This is a genomic window from Parafrankia sp. EUN1f (assembly GCF_000177675.1).
Taxonomy (GTDB): domain Bacteria; phylum Actinomycetota; class Actinomycetes; order Frankiales; family Frankiaceae; genus Parafrankia.
Genome location: NZ_ADGX01000151.1, coordinates 1 through 20,442, shown reverse-complemented (window position 1 = coordinate 20,442; position 20,442 = coordinate 1). Strand labels below are relative to the sequence as shown.

The following is a 20,442-nucleotide window of genomic DNA, read 5'->3' as shown; positions in this document are numbered from 1 at the left end:
GCCCGGCACATCGACCTCTGGCAGATCCTGCCGGTCGACGAGCGCTCCTCCGAGGTCCTGCACACCTCCTACCTGCGACCCGGGCTGACCGAGGCCGAGCATTCCAAGGCGGTCGACATGGCGCCGTGGATCTGCGAGACGGTCGTCGACGGTGAGGACTTCTGGGTCGCGGGCCGCACCGAGCCCGGCCTGCGCCTCGGACTGGTCGATCACGTGCTGTTCGGCCGGAACGAGCCGGCCCCGCAGCACCTGCACCGCGGCTTCGAGGAGGTGCTCGCGGCCCACCGCGCCCAGCAGGCCGCGATCCTGGCGTGGCACGGCTGAACCGGCCACGGCCGTGAGAACAACCTGAGTTCAATGAGACAGGAGTGGATGAGGTCATGGCGATGTTCGATCTCGGGCTGACCGGCAGGGCGGCGGTGGTGACCGGCGCGGGTGCCGGCATCGGGCAGGCGATCGCACGCGGGCTTGCCGCGGCCGGAGTGCGGGTCGGGCTGGTCGAGATCGACCCGACCCGGGCCACCGCCACCGCAGAACTGATCGAGAAGGAGGGCGGGCTGGCCGTCGCGCTGCCCGCGGACGTCATGGACACCGCGGCGCTCGCCGACGCCATCACCGCCACGCACGCCGAGTTCGGCCGGCTGGACATCCTCGTCAACAACGCGGGCGGGGTGAAGGCGAGCCGGTTCCTCGACCAGAGCGAACGCAGCTGGCGGCGGCACATCGACATCAACCTCGTCAGCATGCTGGCCGCCACCTCGACCGCGGCCCCGCTGATCGCCCAGACCATCGCCGCCGGGAACGCGGATGCCGGCGAGGCGGGCGGGCGCGAGGGTGCGCGGCGGGGCGGCGGCTCGATCGTCAACATCACCAGCATCGAGGGGATGCGGGCCGCCCCGATGTACGCGGTCTACGCCGCCTGCAAGGCCGGAATGATCAACTTCACCCGCACGATGGCTCTGGAGCTCGCCGAGTCCGGCATCCGGATCAACGCGATCGCCCCTGACATGACCGCCACCGCCGGCATCCGCGGCATCATGCGTGGCCCGGTCGACCCCGACACGCTGCCCGCTCCACCGGCCGAGCGCGTTCCCGGCATCGAGCGCTACGTCCCGCTCGGCCGCGAGGGCATCGCCGCCGAGATCGCCGACGCGGCCGTGTTCCTGTGTTCCGACCGTGCCGCCTACATCACCGGCACCACGCTGAGCGTCGACGGCGGCACCGCCGCCTCCGCCGGCTGGCTGCGTTCCGGCCCCGGCTGGACCCTCCAGGGCGCCCACACCCCCTCCGCCTTCGCACCGACGCCGACGCCGACGCCGGCAACCGGCTCCGAATGACGGTTGTCAGGGAGTCCGGGCCACGTCTCGACGGCGTCTCCGTGGACAGGTGGCTTTCGGCACGGGCCGTGAACTTCCTCGCCGACCGCTTCGCCGACGAGCCCTTCACCCGCGACTGCTGACGCCAGGCGAACAGCGGCCACCGACGGGAGCGCCGTACCGGACCGACAGACCGTCGTCCCGGCATGGCGCTCCACCGCCTTCGCCGGCGAACGGGCGAACGGGCGAACGGGCGAACGGGCGAACGGGCACATCGTGAGGCTCGGTGTCCGGCCGGCCCGCCGGCGCTCGGCGCCGAGCGGAGTGCCAGGTCGGCCGACAACTTCGTGACCTGCACCGAATTGCATGGCAGACTCTGCCGGACAATTCGGGAGGAGCCCCATGGCCGTCCGCACACGCATGCTCGTCCGCAGCCTCGTTCCGATCGCCGTCCTCGCGCTCGCCGCCTGCTCGTCCTCGTCGACCGGGGGCGCCGCCAGGCCGACACCGACGAAATCCACGGCATCGGCGCCGACGCCGGTCGCCGCCGCACCGTTGTCGGACGCCACAAAAGCGTGGTGGGGCTACGACCGGCCGGCCACCCACCAGGCCGTCTCCACCGAGATCACGGTGCCGACCCGGGACGGCACCCCGCTGAGCTGCACCCTGGTCCGCCCGGCAACCGACGGCTCACCGGCCTCGGGAAAGTTTCCCGGCCTGGTGGTCGAGTTCACCCCGTACGCGATCTTACGGACGTCCTATGTAGCCGGCGAGGGCACCTATTTCGCGACCCACGGATACAACGCACTGATCTGTAACCTGCGGGGCACCGGCGGGTCCGGGGGAACCTGGCGGAACGCCATGTCGGCGCAGGACGGCAAAGATGCCCGAGACCTGGTCGAATGGCTGGCATCCCAGCCCTATTCGAATGGCCGGATCGGAATGACCGGCGAAAGCTACGGCGGCCAGACCACCTACGGCGCGGCCATCAACCAGGCGCCGCACCTGGTGGCCATCGCCCCACTCCAGTCGCCCGCGAACCTCTACCAGGACGTCATCTACCCGGGTGGCATCAAATCCACCGAGGGCGGCAGCATCGACAACTGGCCCGGGGTCGCCCAGATGATCACCGGTGGCGCGGTCAACACCGAGGCCGAATACGCGGCCAACCGCGCGCACCCCACCTACGACGAATACTGGCAGTCGCGGTCCTTCGCCGACCACTACGACGCGATCAAGGTTCCGGTCCTCACCATGGGCGGCTGGGTCGACCAGTACTTCCGCTCCGGACAGTTCACCAACATCGAGGGTGCGCTCGACCGGACCTGGGCGATCTACGGCCAGTGGCCCCATCTGAGCCCGCTGCTCTACCCGAACTGCGGGGGTGTCTGTAACTCCGAAGGGCTCTCCCCGGGCATCGCGCTCGCCTGGTTCGACAACTGGTTGATGAAGCTGCCGAACGTCCCGATCCCGGCCCAGCCGACACTGGTCAGCCATGCCGGTGCCGGCAGCGGCGCGACCTCGCCGGGCTGGCGGGAGATCACCGATTACCGGCCGACCGGCACCATCGCACAGTCCTTCACCCTCAACGCCGACGGCTCGCTCGGCACGGCCAGCCCCACGGGCGGGGCGAAGACGTTCCACCAGCCGCAGGATCCGTCCACTGCCGGTGGGTCCGTCCTGTTCAGCACCGGCGCGCTGACCGCACCGACGTCCCTGTTCGGCCGGCCGACACTCACGCTGAAGGCGACCCTGTCCGGCCCCGACGCGAACCTCTACGCCGAACTGCTCGACATCGGGCCCGACGGCAAGGAGACGCTGGTCAACAACGGCTTCCTCCGCGCCAGCCACCGGTCGTCCAGCGTCAAGCCCGCACCGGTGCCGACCGGCACACCCGTCACCCTCACCATCGCGATCCGGCCCGACGACTGGCAGTTCGCGGCCGGCCACCGCATCGCCGTGCGCGTTTCCGGCGGCGCCTCGGACATGCTCACCCAGAACTCGACTCCCGTCGACGTCACCGTCGCGACCGGCGCGGGCGGATCCACGCTGACCCTCCCCACCGTCAGCCGACCAGGCGCCTGACCTGGGCTGATCTGGGCTGACCTGGGCTGACCTGGGCCTGGTTCGGGTCCTGACCCCGGAGGTCAGGCATCGCCCACTCCGTGGCGTTCACCTGGAGTTATCCGGCCGGATATCTCCAGGTGCGCCTGGTGAGCTTCCCTCGGGATGCGCACGCCGAAAAGACCCCGGCCCGGCCATAAATGGTGCGGTTTTAATTGGCGTTTTCATAGCTGACTCACAGGCGGGCCAAAGGCTGGCGCCAGCCTCCTCGGCAACGCTGGCCCCATGATGCTGGACGACGTCGAGTCGCGGCCACTGTCGGGCGTGGCCTCGGGGCATGCGGCTGTGGGCGCCAACATGACAGGCCCGGATGTCGAGATCGTCATCCCGGTCTACAACGAGGAGAACGATCTTGGGCCCAGTGTCCGCAGGTTGCACGCCTTCCTGGGGCAGGCCTTCCCGTTCAGCACCGTCATTACGATCGCGGACAACGCCAGCACCGACGGGACCTGGGCGTGCGCGTCCCGGCTCGCCCAGGAGCTGACCGACGTCCGGGCCGTCCACCTGGACCAGAAGGGCCGCGGCCGAGCGCTGCGGCAGGTCTGGCTGGCCAGCACCGCCCGCGTCGTCGCCTACATGGACGTCGACCTGTCGACCGACCTCGGCGGGCTGCTGCCGCTGGTGGCGCCGCTCATCTCCGGGCATTCGGACCTGGCGATCGGGTCCCGGCTGGCCCGTGGGTCGCGGGTGGTGCGCGGCCCCAAGCGCGAGGTGATCTCCCGGTGCTACAACCTGCTGCTGCGCACGACGCTGCGCGCCAGCTTCTCGGACGCGCAGTGCGGCTTCAAGGCGATGCGGACGGAGGCCGCCCACCGCTTGCTGCCGCTGGTGCTGGACACCGCCTGGTTCTTCGACACCGAGCTGCTGGTGCTGGCGGAACGCTGCGGCCTGCGGATCCACGAGGTCCCGGTGGACTGGGTGGACGACCCCGACAGCAGGGTCGACATCGTCGCGACCGCGCTCGCTGACCTGCGCGGTGTGGCACGCGTCGGCCGGGCCCTGGCAACCGGCCGGCTGCCCGTCGGTCAGCTGCGCGCCCAGCTCGGCCGCGCGCCGCTGACGTCTGATCTGCCGGAGGTTCCGCCCCGGCTGGTGCGGCAGCTCGTCCGGTTCGTGGCCATCGGCGTCGCGAGCACGGTCACCTACCTGATCGTGTTCGTCCTGCTGCGCGGGTGGCTCGGCCCGCAGGTCGCGAACCTTTTCGCGCTGCTCCTCACCGCGGTCGCCAACACCGCCGCCAACCGCCGGCTGACGTTCGGCGTCCGCGGTGTCGGCGCCCGGAGCCACGTCGAAGGCCTGGTGATCTTCGCGGTCGGGCTGGCGTTGACCAGCGGCGCGCTCGCCGGCCTGCACGCGCTCGCCGACGAGCCGGGCCGCGGGGTCGAGCTCGCGGTGCTCGTCATCGCGAACCTGGTGGTCACGGTGCTGCGCTTCGTCGCCTTCCGCGCCTGGGTCTTCCACCCGCGCCGCGACGGGGCACCCGAAAAGTTCGTGTCCTCGTCCGGGCCTGCCGTTGTGCCCGCTCCGTCGCCACCCACATCGCCGCGAACGCCGCCGGCGGCCACCGCTGTCCAGCCCCAGCCCCAGTCCCGTCCCCCGGCCCAGTCCCAGGCCCGTCCCCAGAACCCGGAAAAGGATCGATGACAGTCAACGGAGATGCCGAGGCGCCGCGTTCCGGCGAGCCGAACGCGGGTGCGCTGCCCGGCGGGCCGCCTTCCGGTGGTCCTGGCTATGGCCAGCCATACGCGAGCCGGCCCCTTTCCGCCGCGCAGTACGGGGGCGACTCTCCGGCGGCGGGCTCGGCGGCGGCCGGCCAGGCCGAGGTCATCCCGCCGCCGGTGCAGCGCGGTCCGGAGGACGAGGACATCCGGGCGGCGGAGCAGCCGGCCCAGCCCGGCCCGCGAAACCCGGGTGCGGGGCACCGGGCGGGTGATGCGGCCGCAGGTGGGCGGTTCGCCGGGCTGGTCCGTGGCCGGCCGGACGATCCACGCTGGGTGCGCCCGGCGCTGTTGGCGCTGCTCGCCGCCACCGCCGTGCTCTACCTGTGGGATCTGGGCGCCTCGGGCAACGCCAACAGCTTCTACGCGGCGGCCGTCCAGGCCGGCACGCTGAGCTGGAAGGCGATGTTCTTCGGGTCGCTGGACTCGTCGAACTTCATCACCGTGGACAAACCTCCGGCCTCGCTGTGGATGATGGCGCTGTCCGGACGCATCTTCGGTTTCTCCAGCTGGAGCATGCTCGCCCCGAACGCGCTGTGCGGCGTCGCGACGGTCGGGCTCCTGTACGCCACCGTCCGCCGGGTCGCCGGGCCGGTGGCCGGCCTGCTGGCCGGGGTGCTGTGCGCGCTCACGCCGGTCGCGGTGCTGATGTTCCGCTTCAACAACCCGGACGCCCTGCTCGTGCTGCTGCTGGTCGTCGGCGCCTACGCGGTCACCCGTGCGCTGGAGGCCGCGTCCTGGCGGTGGCTGGTCGCCGCCGGTGTGGCCATCGGCTTCGCCTTCCTGACCAAGATGATGCAGGCGTTCCTGGTGGTTCCCGCCTTCGGGCTGGCGTACCTGATCGCCGCGCCGACCGGCTGGTGGCGCCGCGTCGGCGGGGTGCTCGCCGGCGTCGGCGGCATCCTGGTCGGGGCCGGATGGTGGGTGCTCGCCACCGATCTGTGGCCGAAGAGCTCGCGGCCCTACATCGGTGGCTCCGAGGACAACAGCGTGCTCGGCCTGGCGTTCGGCTACAACGGCCTGGGACGGATCTTCGGTGAGAGCAACGGCCCGGGTGGCGGCGGGGGCGGTGGCCGTGGCGGCTTCCCCGGCGGCCAGGCCGCGCTTACCGAGATCGAGCAGTACTTCAGCGCGAACGGCGGCCCTCCGGGAGACGGCGAGTTCACGATGAACGGCCCCGGTGCGAGTGGCGGCGGTTTCGGCGGTGGGGGTGGCGGTTTCGGCGGCGCCACAGGCATCGACCGGATGTTCGGCGACAACTTCGGCGACCAGATCTCCTGGCTGCTGCCAGCCGCACTCGTCCTGCTGGTCGGCGGTCTGTGGGCGACCCGGCGGGCGCCGCGTACCGACCGCGCCCGCGCCGGGCTGGTGCTGTGGGGCTGCTGGCTGCTGGTGACCGGCCTGACCTTCAGCTACATGGAGGGCATCGTCCACGAGTACTACTCGGTGGCGCTCGCCCCCGCCATCGCCGCCATCATCGCGATCGGGCTGCATGAACTCTGGCGCGCCCGCGGCGAGATCATCTCCCGGGTGTTCCTGGCGGCGGGCATCGCGGCCGCCTCGATCTGGCCGTACGTCCTGCTCGGGCGCAACGACGACTGGCAGAGCTGGCTACGGCTGCCGGTGCTCGTCACCGGCCTGGTGGGCGCGGTCGCGGTAGTCGTCGGCCCGCATCTGGTCCGGGTCGGGGCGGTCGCCGCGGTCGCGAGCCGGCGCCTGATCCGCAGGACTGTGGTCGCGCTCGCGGTGGTCGTCGCCTTCGGCGCGCTGGCCGCCCCGGCGGGCTACGCGCTGGAGACCGCCTCACAGCCGCACACCGGTTCGATCCCGCTGGCAGGCCCGTCCGGCGGCGGTATGGGTGGCTTCGGACGCATGGGCGGCGGCCCAGGCACCGCGCAGACGCCCGGCGGTCAGGGCTTCCCCGGCGGGGGTCAGGGCTTCCCCGGCAGCGGGACGACCGGCAACAGCGGCGGGACGACCGGCAACGGCGGCACGGGCGCGGGCGGCGGCATGCGCGGCGGGGGCATGGGCGAGGATGTCAGCGACGAACTGGGCAAGCTCCTCTCCGAGGGCTCCGAGGGCTACCGCTGGGTCGCCGCGACGAGCACGTCGCAGTCAGCCGCATCCATGGAGCTCGCCAGCGGGGGCAGCCCGGTGATGGCGATGGGCGGCTGGTCCGGCAGCGACCCGGCGATCACGCTGGAGCAGTTCAAGCAGTACGTCAACGACGGCGAGATCCACTACTTCATCGCCGGCGGCATGGGTGGCGGCATGATCGTCAACACCACGGCTGGCGGCACCGACGCCACCGGCCAGTCCGGAGGCACCGCACAGTCCGGAGGCACCGCACAGTCCCGAGGCACCGCACAGTCCCGAGGCACCGGCGGTATGCCCGGCTTCGGCGGCGGGGGCGGCGGCTTCGGCGGCAACAGTGAGATCTCGACGTGGGTCACCGAGAACTTCACCGCGCTGACCGTGGGCGGCCAGACCGTCTACGACCTCACCCAGCCGGTGAACAGCTAGAAACGAGCAGGTCCAAACCCGTGGGTCCTCTCTCCACGCCTGGCTATGGAGAGAGGACCCACCACGGTCGGATCCGGGGAGTCCGAGCAATCCTGATCTCGCGATGGTCAGTACCGCGACGTCAGCCGCTGGCTAGACTCGGTCACGATGCGCCTGATGCTGCTCCGACACGGCCAAACCCCTTCGAACGTCGCCGGTGCCCTCGATACAGGGCTGCCGGGAGCCGGGCTTACCGCGCTCGGTCACGCGCAGGCACGGGCACTGCCCGACGCGCTCGGCGGGGAGCCGATCTCGGCGATCTACACCTCGCTCCTGGTCCGCACCCAGCTCACAGCGGCCCCCCTTGCCAACGCATGCGGCCTGCCGGCCAAGGTCGAGGAGGGCATCGAGGAGATCGCCGCCGGCGACCTTGAGCTGCGCAGCGACAAGGAAGCCGTCACGACATACCTCGACGTCATCAGCCACTGGATCCACGGCGATCTGGACCGCACGATGCCGGGTGGGCACGACGGTCGCCGGTTCGTCACCGGATACGACACCGCGGTCACGAGCATCGCGGCCGCGCATGACGATCACGACACCATCCTGGTCGTCAGCCATGGTGCCGCGATCCGGGCCTGGGTCGGTATACGGGTCGGTGGCGTCGGTTCCGTCGAGGATCGGTGGCTCTCGAACACCGGAATGGTCACGATCGAAGGCGATCCCGCGGCTGGCTGGAACCTGGTTCAGTGGCACGGCGAGCCGCTGGGTGGGTCCGCTGTTCCTGACGTCGTCGCCGCGCAGGATGTCACCGGCGCCCCGGTGCGCGAGGCCGTCGCCGAGAACCGCGCAGCCGGGTAGCCCGCCCGCGCCCGGCATCGGCCTGGCGGCCCGTGTCCACTCGCCGCTCGGCCACCCCCAGGCGATCCGGCACCGTCGCGCCACGCCGGCAATTCACCTCAAGAGAGATAAAAGGGGCGCAGGGCCGTTTGACAATCCGCAAGAGCTGAGGATTTCGGCTGTCAGAACGACCAAAATCCTCAACTATTGCTCGGCAGCAGCGGGTGACAGCCGACAGCATCGGTCTGTTCGACACCGAGACCGGCGACTTCACCTACATCCGCGACGAGTGGCTGGCCGAGGTGAGGGAGACGCGCTCGACCTCGCCGGGCTCGTTGCCGCCGAGCCCCGCTGATCGGCGGGCATGCTGTTCTCCAGCCGGGCGACCTGGTGCAGGTAGCCGAACGCCTGCCGATAGGTGTCCAGCAGGGACGTATGCGTGTAGGGAATCTCGTTGGCCTGGCAGAAGTCCCGCACCAGCGGCCGCACCCGGCGCAGCGACCTGCGGGGCATGCTCGGGAAGAGGTGGTGCTCGATCTGGTGGTTCAGGCCGCCGAACAGATAGTCGACGACGCGCCCACCGTCGACGTTGCGCGCCGTGGCCGCCTGCCGCCACACGAAGTCCGTCCGCGGGCTGCCGTGGACGATCGGCATGCCCTTGTGGTTCGGCGCGACCACCAGCGCGAAATAGGTGCCGAACACGCCCTGCTGCACCAGGACGAAGACGACCGCGTGTACCGGGTCGAGCACGGCCACCACGAGTCCGGCGTACATCAGCACGAACAGCGCCAGCGCGAGGCACTCGGGCCCGCGATGACGACCGCCGCCCCGCACCAGGAACTGCACGCTTTTCACATGCAGCACGAATGCCTGCAGGGGAAGGGCGACGCAGATGACCGCCACCTGATGGCGCACGACCAGTCGGGCAACCCGGCCGCGCGGCTGCGCCGGCTTCGGATAGAACGAGACCATCTTGTTGTCGATATCCGGGTCGAGCCCCACATGATTCGGGTTGAGGTGGTGGCGCCGATGCTTGTCGACCCACCAGCCGAAACTCAGCCCGATCGCGAGATTCGCGGCCAGAATACCGAGGGCGTCGTTCCCGCGCCGTGAGCGGAACACCTGGCGGTGCCCCGCGTCATGCCCGAGGAAACCGATGTGCGTGAACGCGATCCCCAGCCAGGCGGCGACGAGCACCTGCCACCACGAACGGCCGACCAGCACGAAGGCGGCCCACCCTCCGACGAGCAGCGCCAGGTCGGCGGCGATGCGCCCGGCGTAGTACCTCGGGTCGCGCTGTAGATACCCGGCGTCCCGCACGAGGGTGAGCAGCTCGGAGCCGCGGGCCCGGTCCGGTGGCGCCGCGAGGGTGCCCACTGGTCTGATCTCGATGAACGTGGACATCGACACGCCCCTTTGTCACCCCGGCCGTTGAGGAGACGGGCTCCACGAAGCTCGGCGTGCCGTGAGTGTGACAGCCAGGTGGGACGGCCGAAATACGCGCACGCCGGGTTCGTCTGGAATCCGAGAATCTCGTCGCCCAGGGTTCCACCGGCGGCCATCAGCACCACAGCTCCGCTTCCCACCGGCATCCGGCGTGATGCGACAACACCGGTCTTCACCTGGAGATACCCAGGTGAAGAAGGAGTTCGCCGGATCCGACTCCCGTCGGAGCTGATCGTGCCGGCTGCGCGGCGAGACATCCCGGTTACGCGGCGCGGGCCGCCACCCACACACCCACCACCAACCAGCGAAGGACGATCAGGTGAGCGTCTACACCCTGCCCGATCTGCAGTACGAATACGCCGCGCTGGAGCCGGCGATCAGCGGCCAGATCATCGAGCTGCACCACGACAAGCACCATGCGACCTATGTCGCCGGCGCGAACACGACCCTGGACAAGCTCGCCGAGGCCCGCGACTCCGGCGACTTCGGCGCCATCGTCGGTCTGGAGAAGACCCTCGCGTTCAACGTCTCCGGCCACATCCTGCACTCGATCTACTGGCAGAACCTCTCCCCTGACGGCGGCGACAAGCCCGACGGCGCCCTCAGCGACGCGATCACCGAGTCCTTCGGCTCCTTCGACAGCTTCAAGGCCCAGCTCACCGCCGTCACCACCACCGTCCAGGGCTCCGGCTGGGGCATCCTCGCCTACGACCAGCTTTCCGGACGTCTCCTCGTCGAGCAGGTCTACGACCACCAGAGCAACGTCGGCATCGGCAACACCACACTCCTGGCCTTCGACGCCTGGGAGCACGCCTGGTACCTGCAGTACAAGAACGTCAAGGCCGACTACGTCACCGCCCTGTGGGACATCGTCAACTGGGCCGACGTCGCCACCCGCTACGCGAACGCCAAGCAGATCGCCTCGGTCTGACGCGGCCCGGCCCGCGCACAGGCTCCGCGCACACCCACCCGGCCGGCCGGGACGGCATCCAGCCACCCGGCCGGCTCGGTGGCCCGGCGCCGCAGGCGACACGGCGACGGGTGCCTGTCTCCACGCCGACGGCGCATTGGGATCAGATTGGTATCGTGTTCCCATGGAAGCTGTTGTGGATCAGGCGGGCCGCATCGTGCTGCCCAAGTCCATCCGCGACGCGCTGGGCCTGCTCCCCGGCACGAAGGTGGACATCTCGCCTTACGGGGCCGGTGTGCAGGTCGTGCCAGCCGGCAGAACCGCCCGCCTCGTCGAGGAGAACGGCGTGCTCGTGTCCGCCGGCGACACGCCTGTCGACGACGACGTCCTGTTCGGCCTCATCGACGCCACACGCAGGTGACCATCGCCGTCGACACCAGTGTCGCCGTCCCGCTGCTTGTCCGCTCCCATCAACATCACACGGACGTGGCGCGATGGTGGGGCGGACAGCAGCTCACGCTGAGTGGGCACGCTCTGGCCGAGACCTACTCGGTGCTCACCAGACTGCCGGGCGACGCCCGCCTGTCCGGGCCGGACGCCGCACGCCTGCTCGACGCGAGATTCACGGCACCGCTGGTGCTGAGCGGGCCGCCCGCACAGCAGATCCACACGACCTTGAGCCGACTCGGCATCGTCGGGGGCGCCGTGTATGACGGTCTGGTGGCACTCACCGCCAAAGAGCACGGCCTGGCCCTTGCGACGAGGGACGCACGCGCCCGCGGAACCTATGACGCGGTCGGCGTCAAGGTGATCCTGGTCGGGTGAATGCGTGCCGGTGAAGCCTCCGGCCTCCACAACCCCTGAGCTTCTCAGCTCAACTGCTCCCCTGGATCATCATGGAGTACGTGCCATCGGTGTCGTTGGCCGAGGCGCTCCATACCCGAGGCGCGTTTCCGGCCGACGAGGTAATCCGGATCGGCGTCGCCGCGCTGGACGCACTCGTCGCGGCGCACCAGCGCGGGATCAACCATCGGGATGTCAAGCCTGCGAACATTTTGATCGGCCACGACGGCCGCATCGTGCTCGTCGATTTCGGCGTCGCCTCCCACGGGTCGGATCCGACGATCACTGACGGTCCGATCGGAACCCTGGCCTATATCGCCCCGGAACAGTTCGCGGGCATCCGCCAGTCCACGGCGGGCGACCTGTTCTCGATCGGCGCCACGCTGTACCACGCCGCCGAGGGCGAAGGGCTCACCGCGTCGTCGACAGGACCGGCCCTCCCGGCAGCACCAGCAGCACCAGTGGCACCAGTGGCACCAGTGGCACCGGCGGCGGAGAAGCTACTCGTCGACACGGGGCTCAGCGCGGGCGTACGGCCCACCAGCCGGCCACGATGATCAGCAGTGCGCCGATCAGGGCCAGGACGCCGGCGACGGCGGCCTCGAAGGCTACGGCGCGCAGTCCGCGGGACTCGTGCGTCGCCGCGGCGGCGGCAGCGAGGCACGCCACCACCGCCACCAGCACGCCCGTGGGCAGGACGATGGCCTGGGACGGATGCCGCCGCGGCCGGCGCGGCTCCCGCGGCAGGGCCCGTAGGTGGGCGACGGCCGCCACCGCGACGATGGCCAGCCCTGCCACGCTGCTGCCGTACTGCAGCCAGCCATACCCGGGCAGGCCCGCGTGCTCGGCACGCAACCAGACGAACTGACGAAAACCCCACCGGTTGCGGTGGGTGAACAGGTCCCAGCCCACATGCGTCAGCCCGCCCACCATCGCGGCCGCGGGAGCGAGCATCCACTGGCGCCGGCTCAGCCGCGCTCGGGGAGCGAGCCGCAGCCGGACCGCATCCGGCGCCAGGTCGACCAGGGCGTCACGCACCAGGTGACACCACACCAGCAGCACCACGATGGTCAGGGCGGGTACGACGGTGACGATCCCGAGCAGGCTGTGCGTGAGCTGGTACAGATCCGTCCACCGGCCGAAGACCGGCACGTCGGGAACCATCGAGCCCACGACCATCGCACTCATCGGCAGACCGAGCCTGCGCAGCGGCAGGACCGCCGCGGGATGGCTCGCAGTGAACGGCACCCAGCCCCCTCAGCACCAGTCGCCCCGAATGTACCGGGCGACCAGTAGACGAGGAGCCGTCCTCTCCACAACGCGGGTAGCCAGGCTGTGCAGGTGCAGGGCTCGGACGGTGCAAGGCTGGGAGGGTGACAATGGCCACCGGTGAGGACATGGACCACCCTCGCAACAACGGTCCGGGGAGTCCGATCGGAGCGGTACCGGGGGCGATCCACCGTCCTGGTCTGGGTGCGCTGCTGCGGCCACCTCAGCGGGCGGACGCCCGGCGCAACTACGAGGCCCTGCTCGCCGCCGTCGCGGAGGTCTTCGCGGCCGACGGCCCGCAGGCCTCGCTGGACAAGATCGAAACGCCTGGAATGGCAGCTACTAGGCTCCGTGAATGCTGCCCGACGTCACCGTCGCCGGGGCGAACCTTCCCATCCGGGCCGCCCTGCCGGCGCTCATCGGCGCGCTGACCGCCCGCGACCAGCCCGGGCCGGGCCACGCCGGTGGGGCCGCGGTGCTGGTGGCGCCGCCCGGCACCGGCAAGACGACACTCGTCCCGCTCGCGCTCGCCGACCACGTCCCCGGCCGCGTGCTGGTCGTCGAGCCGCGGCGGATCGCCGTCCGCGCCGCGGCCCGGCGGATGGCCAGCCTCACCGGCGGTGGCGAGATGCGTGGTGGCGAGATGCGTGGTGGCGAGACGGGCGTCGGCGAGGTGGGGGGCGCGGTCGGTTACACGATCCGGGGCGAGCGCCGGGCCGGGCCGTCGACCAGGGTCGAGGTGGTCACGACCGGTGTCCTGGTCCGGCGGCTGCAACGCGACCCCGAGCTGCCCGGTACCGACGCGGTCGTCCTCGACGAATGCCACGAGCGCCACCTCGACGCCGACCTGGCGCTCGCGCTACTGCTCGACGCCCGTGCCGTGCTGCGTCCCGACCTGCGTCTGGTCGCCGCTTCCGCGACCGCCGACACCCGGCGGCTGGCCGCGATGCTCGGCACGCCCGACCAGCCCGCGCCGATCATCGGGACGGACGCCTCGATGTACGACGTCGAGGTCGTCTGGGCGCCCTCACCAGGTGTGATCACTCCGGCGCACGGGCTGCGGGTCGACCCGAGGCTGCTCGACCACGTCGCCGCGACGGTCGGGCGCGCGCTGCGGGAGACATCCGGGGATGTGCTCGTCTTCCTGCCCGGGGCCGGTGAGATCGCCGCCGTCGCCGGCCGGCTCGCCGGGCACCGGGACGCCGTCGACGTCCTCACCCTGCACGGCCGGCAGACCGGCGGGGCGCAGGACGCGGTGCTGCGCCCCGGCCCGCGTCGCCGGGTCGTCCTGGCCACCGCGGTCGCGGAGAGCAGCCTCACGGTGCCCGGTGTGCGGGTCGTCGTCGACGCCGGCCTGGCCCGCTCCCCGCGCATGGACCATGCCCGCGGGCTGGGCTCGCTGGTCACCGTGCGGGTGTCCCGGTCGTCCGCCGGGCAGCGCGCGGGCCGGGCCGGGCGGGAGGCCCCGGGCCGGGTGTACCGCTGCTGGTCCGCCGCGGAGCATGAGCGGTTGCCCGCCCAGCCGGAACCGGAGATCGCCGTCGCCGACCTCACCGCCTTCGCGCTGGAACTGGCGGTCTGGGGCAGTCCCGGTGGGGTGGGCCTGCCCCTGCTCAGCGAGCCGCCGGCCGGCGCGATGGAAGCTGCCGGGGCAACGCTGCGGGCCCTCGGAGCTGTCGACGAGACCGGCCGAGTCACCCCACGAGGACGTTCGATCGCCCAGGTCGGAACCCATCCGCGGCTCGCGCGAGCGCTGCTCGACGGCACCCGGTCCGTCGGCGCCCGCCGCGCGGCGGAGGTGGTGGCGATGCTCTCCGGGGACGGCCCGGTGGGCGGCTCGGTCGGCGGCTCGGTCGGCGGCCCGTCCGACGACCTCGTCGCCGCGTGGCGCCGCCTGCGGGGCGACACAGACCGGGCCGCGTCCGCCCGCTGGCGGGAGGAGACCCGCCGGCTGCGATCGGCCGCGCAGGCCCCACCCGCCGGGACCGGGGAACCCGGTGAGCCCGGTGAGCCCGGTGAGCCCGGTGACCTTGCCGGGCCCGCGGCGCGGGGCGCGGGTGGGATCACCGACGATCTCGCGGCGGGGCTGGTGGTCGGCCTCGCCTTCCCCGAACGGCTCGCGCGGGCCCGTGACGCCGGCAGCACGAACTACCTGATGGCCGGCGGGACCGGTGCCGAGCTCGCCGCGGGCTCGGCGTTGACCGGGGCGGGCTGGCTCGCCATCGCGGTCGCCGACCGCGGGCCAGGCCGGACGTCCGCCCGAGTGCGCCTGGCCGTCACCCTCGACGCGGCGACCGCGCGGGAGGCGGGCGCGGCGCTGCTACGCACCGAGGACGAGGTCGCCTGGTCCGGCGGCGACATCGTCGCCCGCCAACTCGAGCGCCTCGGCGCGATCATCCTCGCCGAACGCCCGGTGGGCAGGCCCGATCCGTCCCTGCTGCGGGCCGCGGCGCTCGACGGGCTTCGGGCCGCGGGCCTGCCCGTGCTGCGATGGAGCGCCGACGCGCTCGCCCTGCGCGATCGGCTCGCGTTCTGCCACCGGCTGCTCGGCGCCCCCTGGCCCGACGTCACCGACGCCGCCCTGCTGGACTCCGCCTCCGACTGGCTCGGCCCGGACCTCGACGGTGTGCGACGCCGCGCCGACCTTGAGCGCATCGACGCCGGCCACGCGCTGCGCCGCCTGCTGCCCTGGCCCCAGGCCGGCCGGCTGGACGAACTGGCCCCCGAACGGGTGACGGTGCCGAGCGGCTCCCGGGTGCGTCTCGACTACAGCGGCACCAGCGGCGCGGCCGGCCCCGTGCTGGCCGTGAAGATCGCCGAGGTGTTCGGGTGGGAGCGGGTGCCCGTCGTCGCCGACGGCCGCGCACCGCTGGTGCTTCACCTGCTGTCGCCGGCAGGGCGCCCGGTGGCGGTGACGAGCGACCTGGCGTCGTTCTGGCGCACGGGCTACCCGCAGGTCCGCGCGGAGCTGCGCGGCCGCTACCCCCGACACCCCTGGCCGGACGACCCGACCACAGCCCCACCGACCCGCCGCGTCGCCCCCCGCACCCGCAGCCGCTGAAGGGCAGGATCCGGGCACCCAGGCCTGACATTCCCTACCTGGGTGAACCTGTTCTCCGACCTGTCCGCCGAGCCCCCTGGCAACTCATCCGGACCGGCGGGGGCGTGCGCGGCCATCGCCGCGGCGGGCGGTGACTTCAACCAGCTCCCCGTGGACCCCGCGGTCCTCTGCCCGTTCATCTACGACCCGGTGACGGCCACGGCCACGGTGCACGGCCAGCAGCCGCATTCCCAGCGGCTGTCACCCGCACCCGGACGTCTCCCCAGGCCTCACCTGAGGTCAGCACAGCATCGGAGGAACTCGCGCGCTCGACGATGTACCGTCCGACGACGGCATCCGGCCGAGGCTCCCGTGCCGTTGCCCGGCGCCCTGCAGAGTAAGGAGACGTCGTATGACCGGCACTCTGCCGACCGGAATCGGCCTGTGGGCGGGCTTCCTCGACCAGCTGCCGGCCGCCGAGGCGATCGCCGCCGTGCGCGACCTGGAAAAGGCAGGCATCACAACGATCTGGCTGCAGGAATACAGCAGCCTGGACCCGTTCGTCCGCGCCGCGCTCTACCTGCAGGCCACCGAGCGGCTCACCATCGCGCTCGGAGTGGCGACGATCCACGCCCGGGACCCGCGCGCGATGGTCGGTGCGGCGGCGACCCTGCACGAGGCGTTCCCAGGGCGGTTCGCGCTCGGTCTCGGCACCAGCCATCGTCATCTCGCCGAAGCTCGCGGCTCGACCTACACCAAGCCCCTGACCGCCCTGCGCGACTACCTCGCAGCGATGGAGACGGCCGCTGGGCACCGGAATCCTCTGCCGCCACGGTTCCTCGGCGCGCTCGGCCCGAAAATGATCGAGCTCGCCGGAACCGCCACCGACGGGTTGCACACCTATTTCTGCCCCGTCGCCCACACGGCCGCCGCTCGCGCAGCCGTCGGCGCCGGCCCGTGGATCGCGCCCTCTCAGATGGTCGCGCTCGGCGCCACCGAGACGACCGACGAGCTGCGCCGTTATCTCGGGCTGTGCCTCGGGATGCCCAACTATCGCGCGAACCTCGCGCGGTACGGCTTCACGGACGCCGATTTCGCGGCGGCCAGCGACGCCCTTGTCGACGCCCTCGCCGTCCCCGACGAGCCGGCCGCGCTGCGCGCACGCCTCGACGACCAGCGCGCCGCCGGCGCCGATCACGTCGTACTCCAGCTCGTGCCGCCGCCTCCGGCCGCCCGGGTCCTCGACCGGGTCGCCGACGGTCTGGGAGCGGCCTGAGGCGCTGGCCTAATGAGCTCACCGATGCCGCGGACCACTGGCCGCTGGCTGCCTGCTGGCGGCGCCTGTAACTTACAGGGCAGGTAAGTTACAGGCAGTGTGAGTAGGCGGGAGAGGCGGGGCGGCGATGGCCTTTGTGAATCGCACCGACGAACTCGCCGCCCTTGAGGCGTGGTGGCGCTCGACCGACCCTCGGCCGGCGGTGGTGTGGGGGCGGCGGCGGGTCGGCAAAACCGCGCTGTTGCAGCGCTTCGCCCAGGGCCGTCGGTCCGTGTCCCATACCGGAGCCGGCCGGGCGGCCGCCGGGGAACTGGCACAGCTGTCCCGTCAGGCGGCCAGCGCGCTGCCGGGGCGAATCCGTGATCTCGCCGCGCGGCCCTACCTCGACTGGGACGACGCGCTCGACGACCTCGCCGCAGCGGCTGAGCAGGAGCCGCTCCTCGTCATCCTGGACGAGTTCCCCGAGATCGTCGCCACCTCACCCGAACTGCCCGGAGTCCTGCGGGCCTTCCTCGACCGGACAGCCGGGCGGACCAGGCTACGGCTGCTGCTGTGCGGGTCGGCCGTGCGGCACATGACCGCGCTACAGGAGCAGCGGGCGCCCCTGTACGGCAGATTCGACCTGTCGCTGTCACTGCATCCGTTCCGTCCGCACGAGGCCGCACTCATGCTGCCCGGGCTGACACCGTCCGACCGCGCGCTCGTGTACGGGCTGGTGGGCGGGGTTCCGCTGTATCTGTCGTGGTGGGACCAGGACGCCAACCTCGCTGAAAACCTGCTGCGGCTCGCCTGCCGGCCCGGGGCACCACTGCTCACCGAGGGGCAGCTGGTGCTCGCCACCGAGGTGGAACACGGTGAATACCCGGCGGCCGTACTCCACGCGATAGCCGAAGGCCGCACCCAGTACAACGAGATCAAAGACCACATTCGCGCTGAACCGGCCCGCACTCTGGATCGACTCATCGAGCTGCGGCTGGTCGAACGACAGATGCCGGTCACCGAAACAGCGCGCAGCCGGCGTCGGGTCTACCGAATCGCCGACAACTTCCTCGCCTTCTACCTCGGGCTGCTTTCTCGGTACCGCGCGGAGATCGAACGTGGGCTAGGAAAAGCGATCCTGCCCGTACTGATCGAGAGTCTGGACGACCATCTCGGCAAGCCGTGGGAGGAAGCGTTTCGCGAGCATCTACGCCGACTCGCGGTCGCCGGCGCACTGGGCAGTGACATCGTCGCGGTCGGGCCCTACTGGAACACTGGCGGGCAGAACGAGATCGATGCGGTCGTGCTCGCGGGCAGAGACCGACACCCGGTCCTGTTCGGCGAGGCGAAGTGGGCTCGCTCCATTGACGGCCGGCGGATCGCCGGCCGACTGTCGGAGAAGGCTCGTACCGTCACAGCAGCTGTTCCATCCGTGACAGCCGTTCCCGCGGCCTCGGGTCGCCCTCCAGACGACCGGCCTGCCGACCCTGCCGACCCGGCCGCCGGCCCTGGCAGCACCGGGATCGACGGCTCCGCCGCGGTACGCCTCGCGCTGTGCGCTCGCGAGGAGATCCGCGACGCACCGCCGGAATGTCTCACCGTCACTGCCGCCGACATCTTCGATTAGCAGTATGTGCTCATTGGCGTGCTCATCGGCTCAGGCCCTCTGTTCGTTCGGTGCCGGGCTGCTCCGCGTTCCAGGAGGCGAGAATGCGCAGGGCGTCGTGGGACGGGCTGCCGGCTTCGGCTGTGAGGACCATCAGGCGTTGTCCGGAGCCGTCGGGGCTGGCCCAGGTGTCGCAGTCGAGGGTGAGGTCGCCCACGAGGCGGTGCCGGTAACGCTTCGTCCCATAGCTGGCGTTACTGACACGGTGCTCGGCCCACCAGGTGCGGAAATCGACGTCCTGGACGGACAGCTCCCCGACCAGTCGGGCGAGTTCCGGGTCGTCGGGATCCGCGGCGGCCTCCGTACGCAGCGCGGCGACCGCTTCGCGGGCGTCGTGTTTCCATTCCTGGTGCATTTCGCGGATCACCGGGTTGGTGAACAGCAGGTTCAAGTAGTTGCGGCGAGCCGGTGAGAGCGCCGAGAAGTCGAGGTAGAGAGCGGCTGCCGCCGGATTCCAGTCGAGGATGTCCAGGCGCCTGCCGAGGACCAGCGCGGGCGTCTGGGTGAGCTGGTCCAGCAGGCGGCGCATGGCAGGCCGTACCCGCTGGGCCGGCCGGCGCCGATGCGGCAGGGCGTCGCTCCTGCCCGCGAGCTCGTACAGATAGCGTTCTTGGTCGCCGTCGAGGCGCAGGGCGCGGACGAGGGTGGCGAGCACGGAGGCGGAGGCCCGGACACGCCCCTGTTCGAGCCGGGTGTAGTAGTCAACGCTGATCGCGGCGAGCTGAGCCACCTCCTCGCGGCGCAGCCCCGCGACCCGGCGGGTGGAGTCCGTCCCGGGCAGGCCGCATTCCCGCGGATCCAGCTGGGCCCGGCGGGCCTTCAGGAAGGCGCCGAGGTGGGAGGCCGATGCCGAGCTCATGGTCTCCAGTCTGCGGTTTCCGCCGTGGGAACGGCACGGGTGTGAGGGGCCAGGTTCCTTCCCAGGCAGAGACCTTCCTCTTTGCCACCTGCGGGCCGCGGTCGATGGTGAGGACACCGCCGACAGCGTGCGCCGAAAGACAAACCGTCACCTGCGGCACCGAACGGCGGGCGCGTAGCGACTGATCGACAAGGGAGAGTTGCCCCATGGCCAGGACCAGCGTCACGTTCGACAGCGCCGGCATCGAGATCGCCGCGCACCTCCACGTTCCGGACCACCCGGCCGACGGCGCCCCACTTCCGGCGCTGGTGGTCGGTCACCCCGGCACCGGGGTGAAGGAGCAGACGTCCGGTACCTATGCGGGGCTGATGGCCGAGCGGGGGTTCGTGGCCCTGGCCTTCGACGCCGCCTACCAGGGTGAGTCCGGTGGTCTGCCGCGTGGTCTGGAGGACCCCGCCCAGCGAGTCGAGGACTTCAAGGCCGCCGTCTCCTACCTCACCACCCGGCCCGAGGTCGACGCCGACCGGATCGGACTGCTGGGCGTGTGCGCCTCCGGCGGTTACTCGCTCGCCGCCACCGGCGGCGACCACCGGGTCAGGGCTGTGGCGACCGTGTGCACCGCCGAACCCGCGCGCCAGTTCCGCTACGGCGCCG

At 71.5% G+C, this 20,442-nt stretch carries 18 protein-coding genes and 1 pseudogene; 16 read left to right on the top strand and 3 right to left on the bottom strand.

From position 1 onward, the window contains the following. The 7 genes from FREUN1FDRAFT_RS30880 to FREUN1FDRAFT_RS30855 form a co-directional block, all read left to right on the top strand. A partial coding sequence (locus FREUN1FDRAFT_RS30880) for an SRPBCC family protein (RefSeq protein WP_006544248.1) occupies positions 1–324 on the top strand: 324 nt, incomplete at its 5' end. 56 nt (positions 325–380) lie between these two features. Beyond that, the gene (locus tag FREUN1FDRAFT_RS30875; RefSeq protein ID WP_050796111.1) at positions 381–1,337 is read left to right on the top strand and encodes an SDR family NAD(P)-dependent oxidoreductase; all 957 of its coding nucleotides are present in this window, start codon (positions 381–383) and stop codon (positions 1,335–1,337) included. After that, positions 1,334–1,459, top strand: a complete 126-nt coding sequence (locus FREUN1FDRAFT_RS47545; RefSeq protein ID WP_006544246.1) for a hypothetical protein — start codon at positions 1,334–1,336, stop codon at positions 1,457–1,459. Before FREUN1FDRAFT_RS30875 ends, FREUN1FDRAFT_RS47545 begins: the two co-directional genes overlap by 4 nt. A 259-nt stretch (positions 1,460–1,718) precedes the next feature. Next, complete coding sequence (locus FREUN1FDRAFT_RS30870; RefSeq protein WP_006544245.1) at positions 1,719–3,401, top strand: CocE/NonD family hydrolase; 1,683 nt, start codon at positions 1,719–1,721, stop codon at positions 3,399–3,401. Between the two features lie 264 nt (positions 3,402–3,665). Continuing rightward, a complete protein-coding gene (locus FREUN1FDRAFT_RS30865; RefSeq protein ID WP_006544244.1) occupies positions 3,666–5,084 on the top strand; it encodes a bifunctional glycosyltransferase family 2/GtrA family protein in 1,419 nt (472 codons plus the stop codon). Then, complete coding sequence (locus FREUN1FDRAFT_RS30860) at positions 5,081–7,681, top strand: glycosyltransferase family 39 protein (protein ID WP_006544243.1); 2,601 nt, start codon at positions 5,081–5,083, stop codon at positions 7,679–7,681. Before FREUN1FDRAFT_RS30865 ends, FREUN1FDRAFT_RS30860 begins: the two co-directional genes overlap by 4 nt. 147 nt (positions 7,682–7,828) lie before the next feature. Further along, complete coding sequence (locus tag FREUN1FDRAFT_RS30855) at positions 7,829–8,521, top strand: histidine phosphatase family protein (protein ID WP_006544242.1); 693 nt, start codon at positions 7,829–7,831, stop codon at positions 8,519–8,521. A gap of 249 nt (positions 8,522–8,770) precedes the next feature. On the opposite strand, the gene FREUN1FDRAFT_RS30850 is transcribed toward FREUN1FDRAFT_RS30855, so the two are convergent. Next, positions 8,771–9,904: an acyl-CoA desaturase gene (locus tag FREUN1FDRAFT_RS30850; protein WP_006544241.1), complete on the bottom strand. Its 1,134-nt coding sequence runs from the start codon at positions 9,902–9,904 to the stop codon at positions 8,771–8,773. Between the two features lie 361 nt (positions 9,905–10,265). Between FREUN1FDRAFT_RS30850 and FREUN1FDRAFT_RS30845 the strand changes: the two genes are divergently transcribed. From FREUN1FDRAFT_RS30845 to FREUN1FDRAFT_RS30830, 4 genes are all read left to right on the top strand, one after another. Then, the gene (locus FREUN1FDRAFT_RS30845) at positions 10,266–10,877 is read left to right on the top strand and encodes a superoxide dismutase (RefSeq protein WP_006544240.1); all 612 of its coding nucleotides are present in this window, start codon (positions 10,266–10,268) and stop codon (positions 10,875–10,877) included. A 163-nt stretch (positions 10,878–11,040) separates the two neighbouring features. After that, a complete protein-coding gene (locus tag FREUN1FDRAFT_RS30840) occupies positions 11,041–11,277 on the top strand; it encodes an AbrB/MazE/SpoVT family DNA-binding domain-containing protein (RefSeq protein WP_006544239.1) in 237 nt (78 codons plus the stop codon). After that, positions 11,274–11,681, top strand: coding sequence for a type II toxin-antitoxin system VapC family toxin (locus FREUN1FDRAFT_RS30835; RefSeq protein WP_006544238.1), 408 nt, complete (start codon positions 11,274–11,276; stop codon positions 11,679–11,681). Before FREUN1FDRAFT_RS30840 ends, FREUN1FDRAFT_RS30835 begins: the two co-directional genes overlap by 4 nt. A gap of 71 nt (positions 11,682–11,752) precedes the next feature. Further along, the gene (locus FREUN1FDRAFT_RS30830; protein WP_006544237.1) at positions 11,753–12,256 is read left to right on the top strand and encodes a protein kinase; all 504 of its coding nucleotides are present in this window, start codon (positions 11,753–11,755) and stop codon (positions 12,254–12,256) included. Here FREUN1FDRAFT_RS30830 and FREUN1FDRAFT_RS30825 read toward each other — a convergent pair. Next, entirely contained in the window at positions 12,219–12,947 is a 729-nt protein-coding gene (locus tag FREUN1FDRAFT_RS30825) for a DUF4184 family protein (protein ID WP_006544236.1), read from the bottom strand. The two genes, FREUN1FDRAFT_RS30830 and FREUN1FDRAFT_RS30825, sit on opposite strands and share 38 nt — an antisense overlap. A gap of 376 nt (positions 12,948–13,323) precedes the next feature. On the opposite strand from FREUN1FDRAFT_RS30825, the gene hrpB reads away from it, so the two are divergent. From hrpB to FREUN1FDRAFT_RS30810, 4 genes and pseudogenes are all read left to right on the top strand, one after another. Next, positions 13,324–16,029: an ATP-dependent helicase HrpB gene (gene hrpB / locus FREUN1FDRAFT_RS30820; protein ID WP_006544235.1), complete on the top strand. Its 2,706-nt coding sequence runs from the start codon at positions 13,324–13,326 to the stop codon at positions 16,027–16,029. A gap of 42 nt (positions 16,030–16,071) precedes the next feature. Continuing rightward, a pseudogene (locus tag FREUN1FDRAFT_RS48300) lies at positions 16,072–16,224 on the top strand (SSI family serine proteinase inhibitor); the annotation flags it as partial. 196 nt (positions 16,225–16,420) lie between these two features. Next, positions 16,421–17,284, top strand: a complete 864-nt coding sequence (locus FREUN1FDRAFT_RS30815; RefSeq protein ID WP_006544234.1) for an LLM class flavin-dependent oxidoreductase — start codon at positions 16,421–16,423, stop codon at positions 17,282–17,284. 127 nt (positions 17,285–17,411) lie between these two features. Beyond that, entirely contained in the window at positions 17,412–18,890 is a 1,479-nt protein-coding gene (locus tag FREUN1FDRAFT_RS30810; RefSeq protein ID WP_006544233.1) for an ATP-binding protein, read from the top strand. A 22-nt stretch (positions 18,891–18,912) separates the two neighbouring features. On the opposite strand, the gene FREUN1FDRAFT_RS30805 is transcribed toward FREUN1FDRAFT_RS30810, so the two are convergent. Further along, entirely contained in the window at positions 18,913–19,788 is an 876-nt protein-coding gene (locus FREUN1FDRAFT_RS30805) for a helix-turn-helix domain-containing protein (RefSeq protein ID WP_006544232.1), read from the bottom strand. 206 nt (positions 19,789–19,994) lie between these two features. On the opposite strand from FREUN1FDRAFT_RS30805, the gene FREUN1FDRAFT_RS30800 reads away from it, so the two are divergent. Continuing rightward, positions 19,995–20,442 (top strand): alpha/beta hydrolase (locus tag FREUN1FDRAFT_RS30800; RefSeq protein WP_006544231.1); only part of this gene is annotated, 448 nt, incomplete at its 3' end.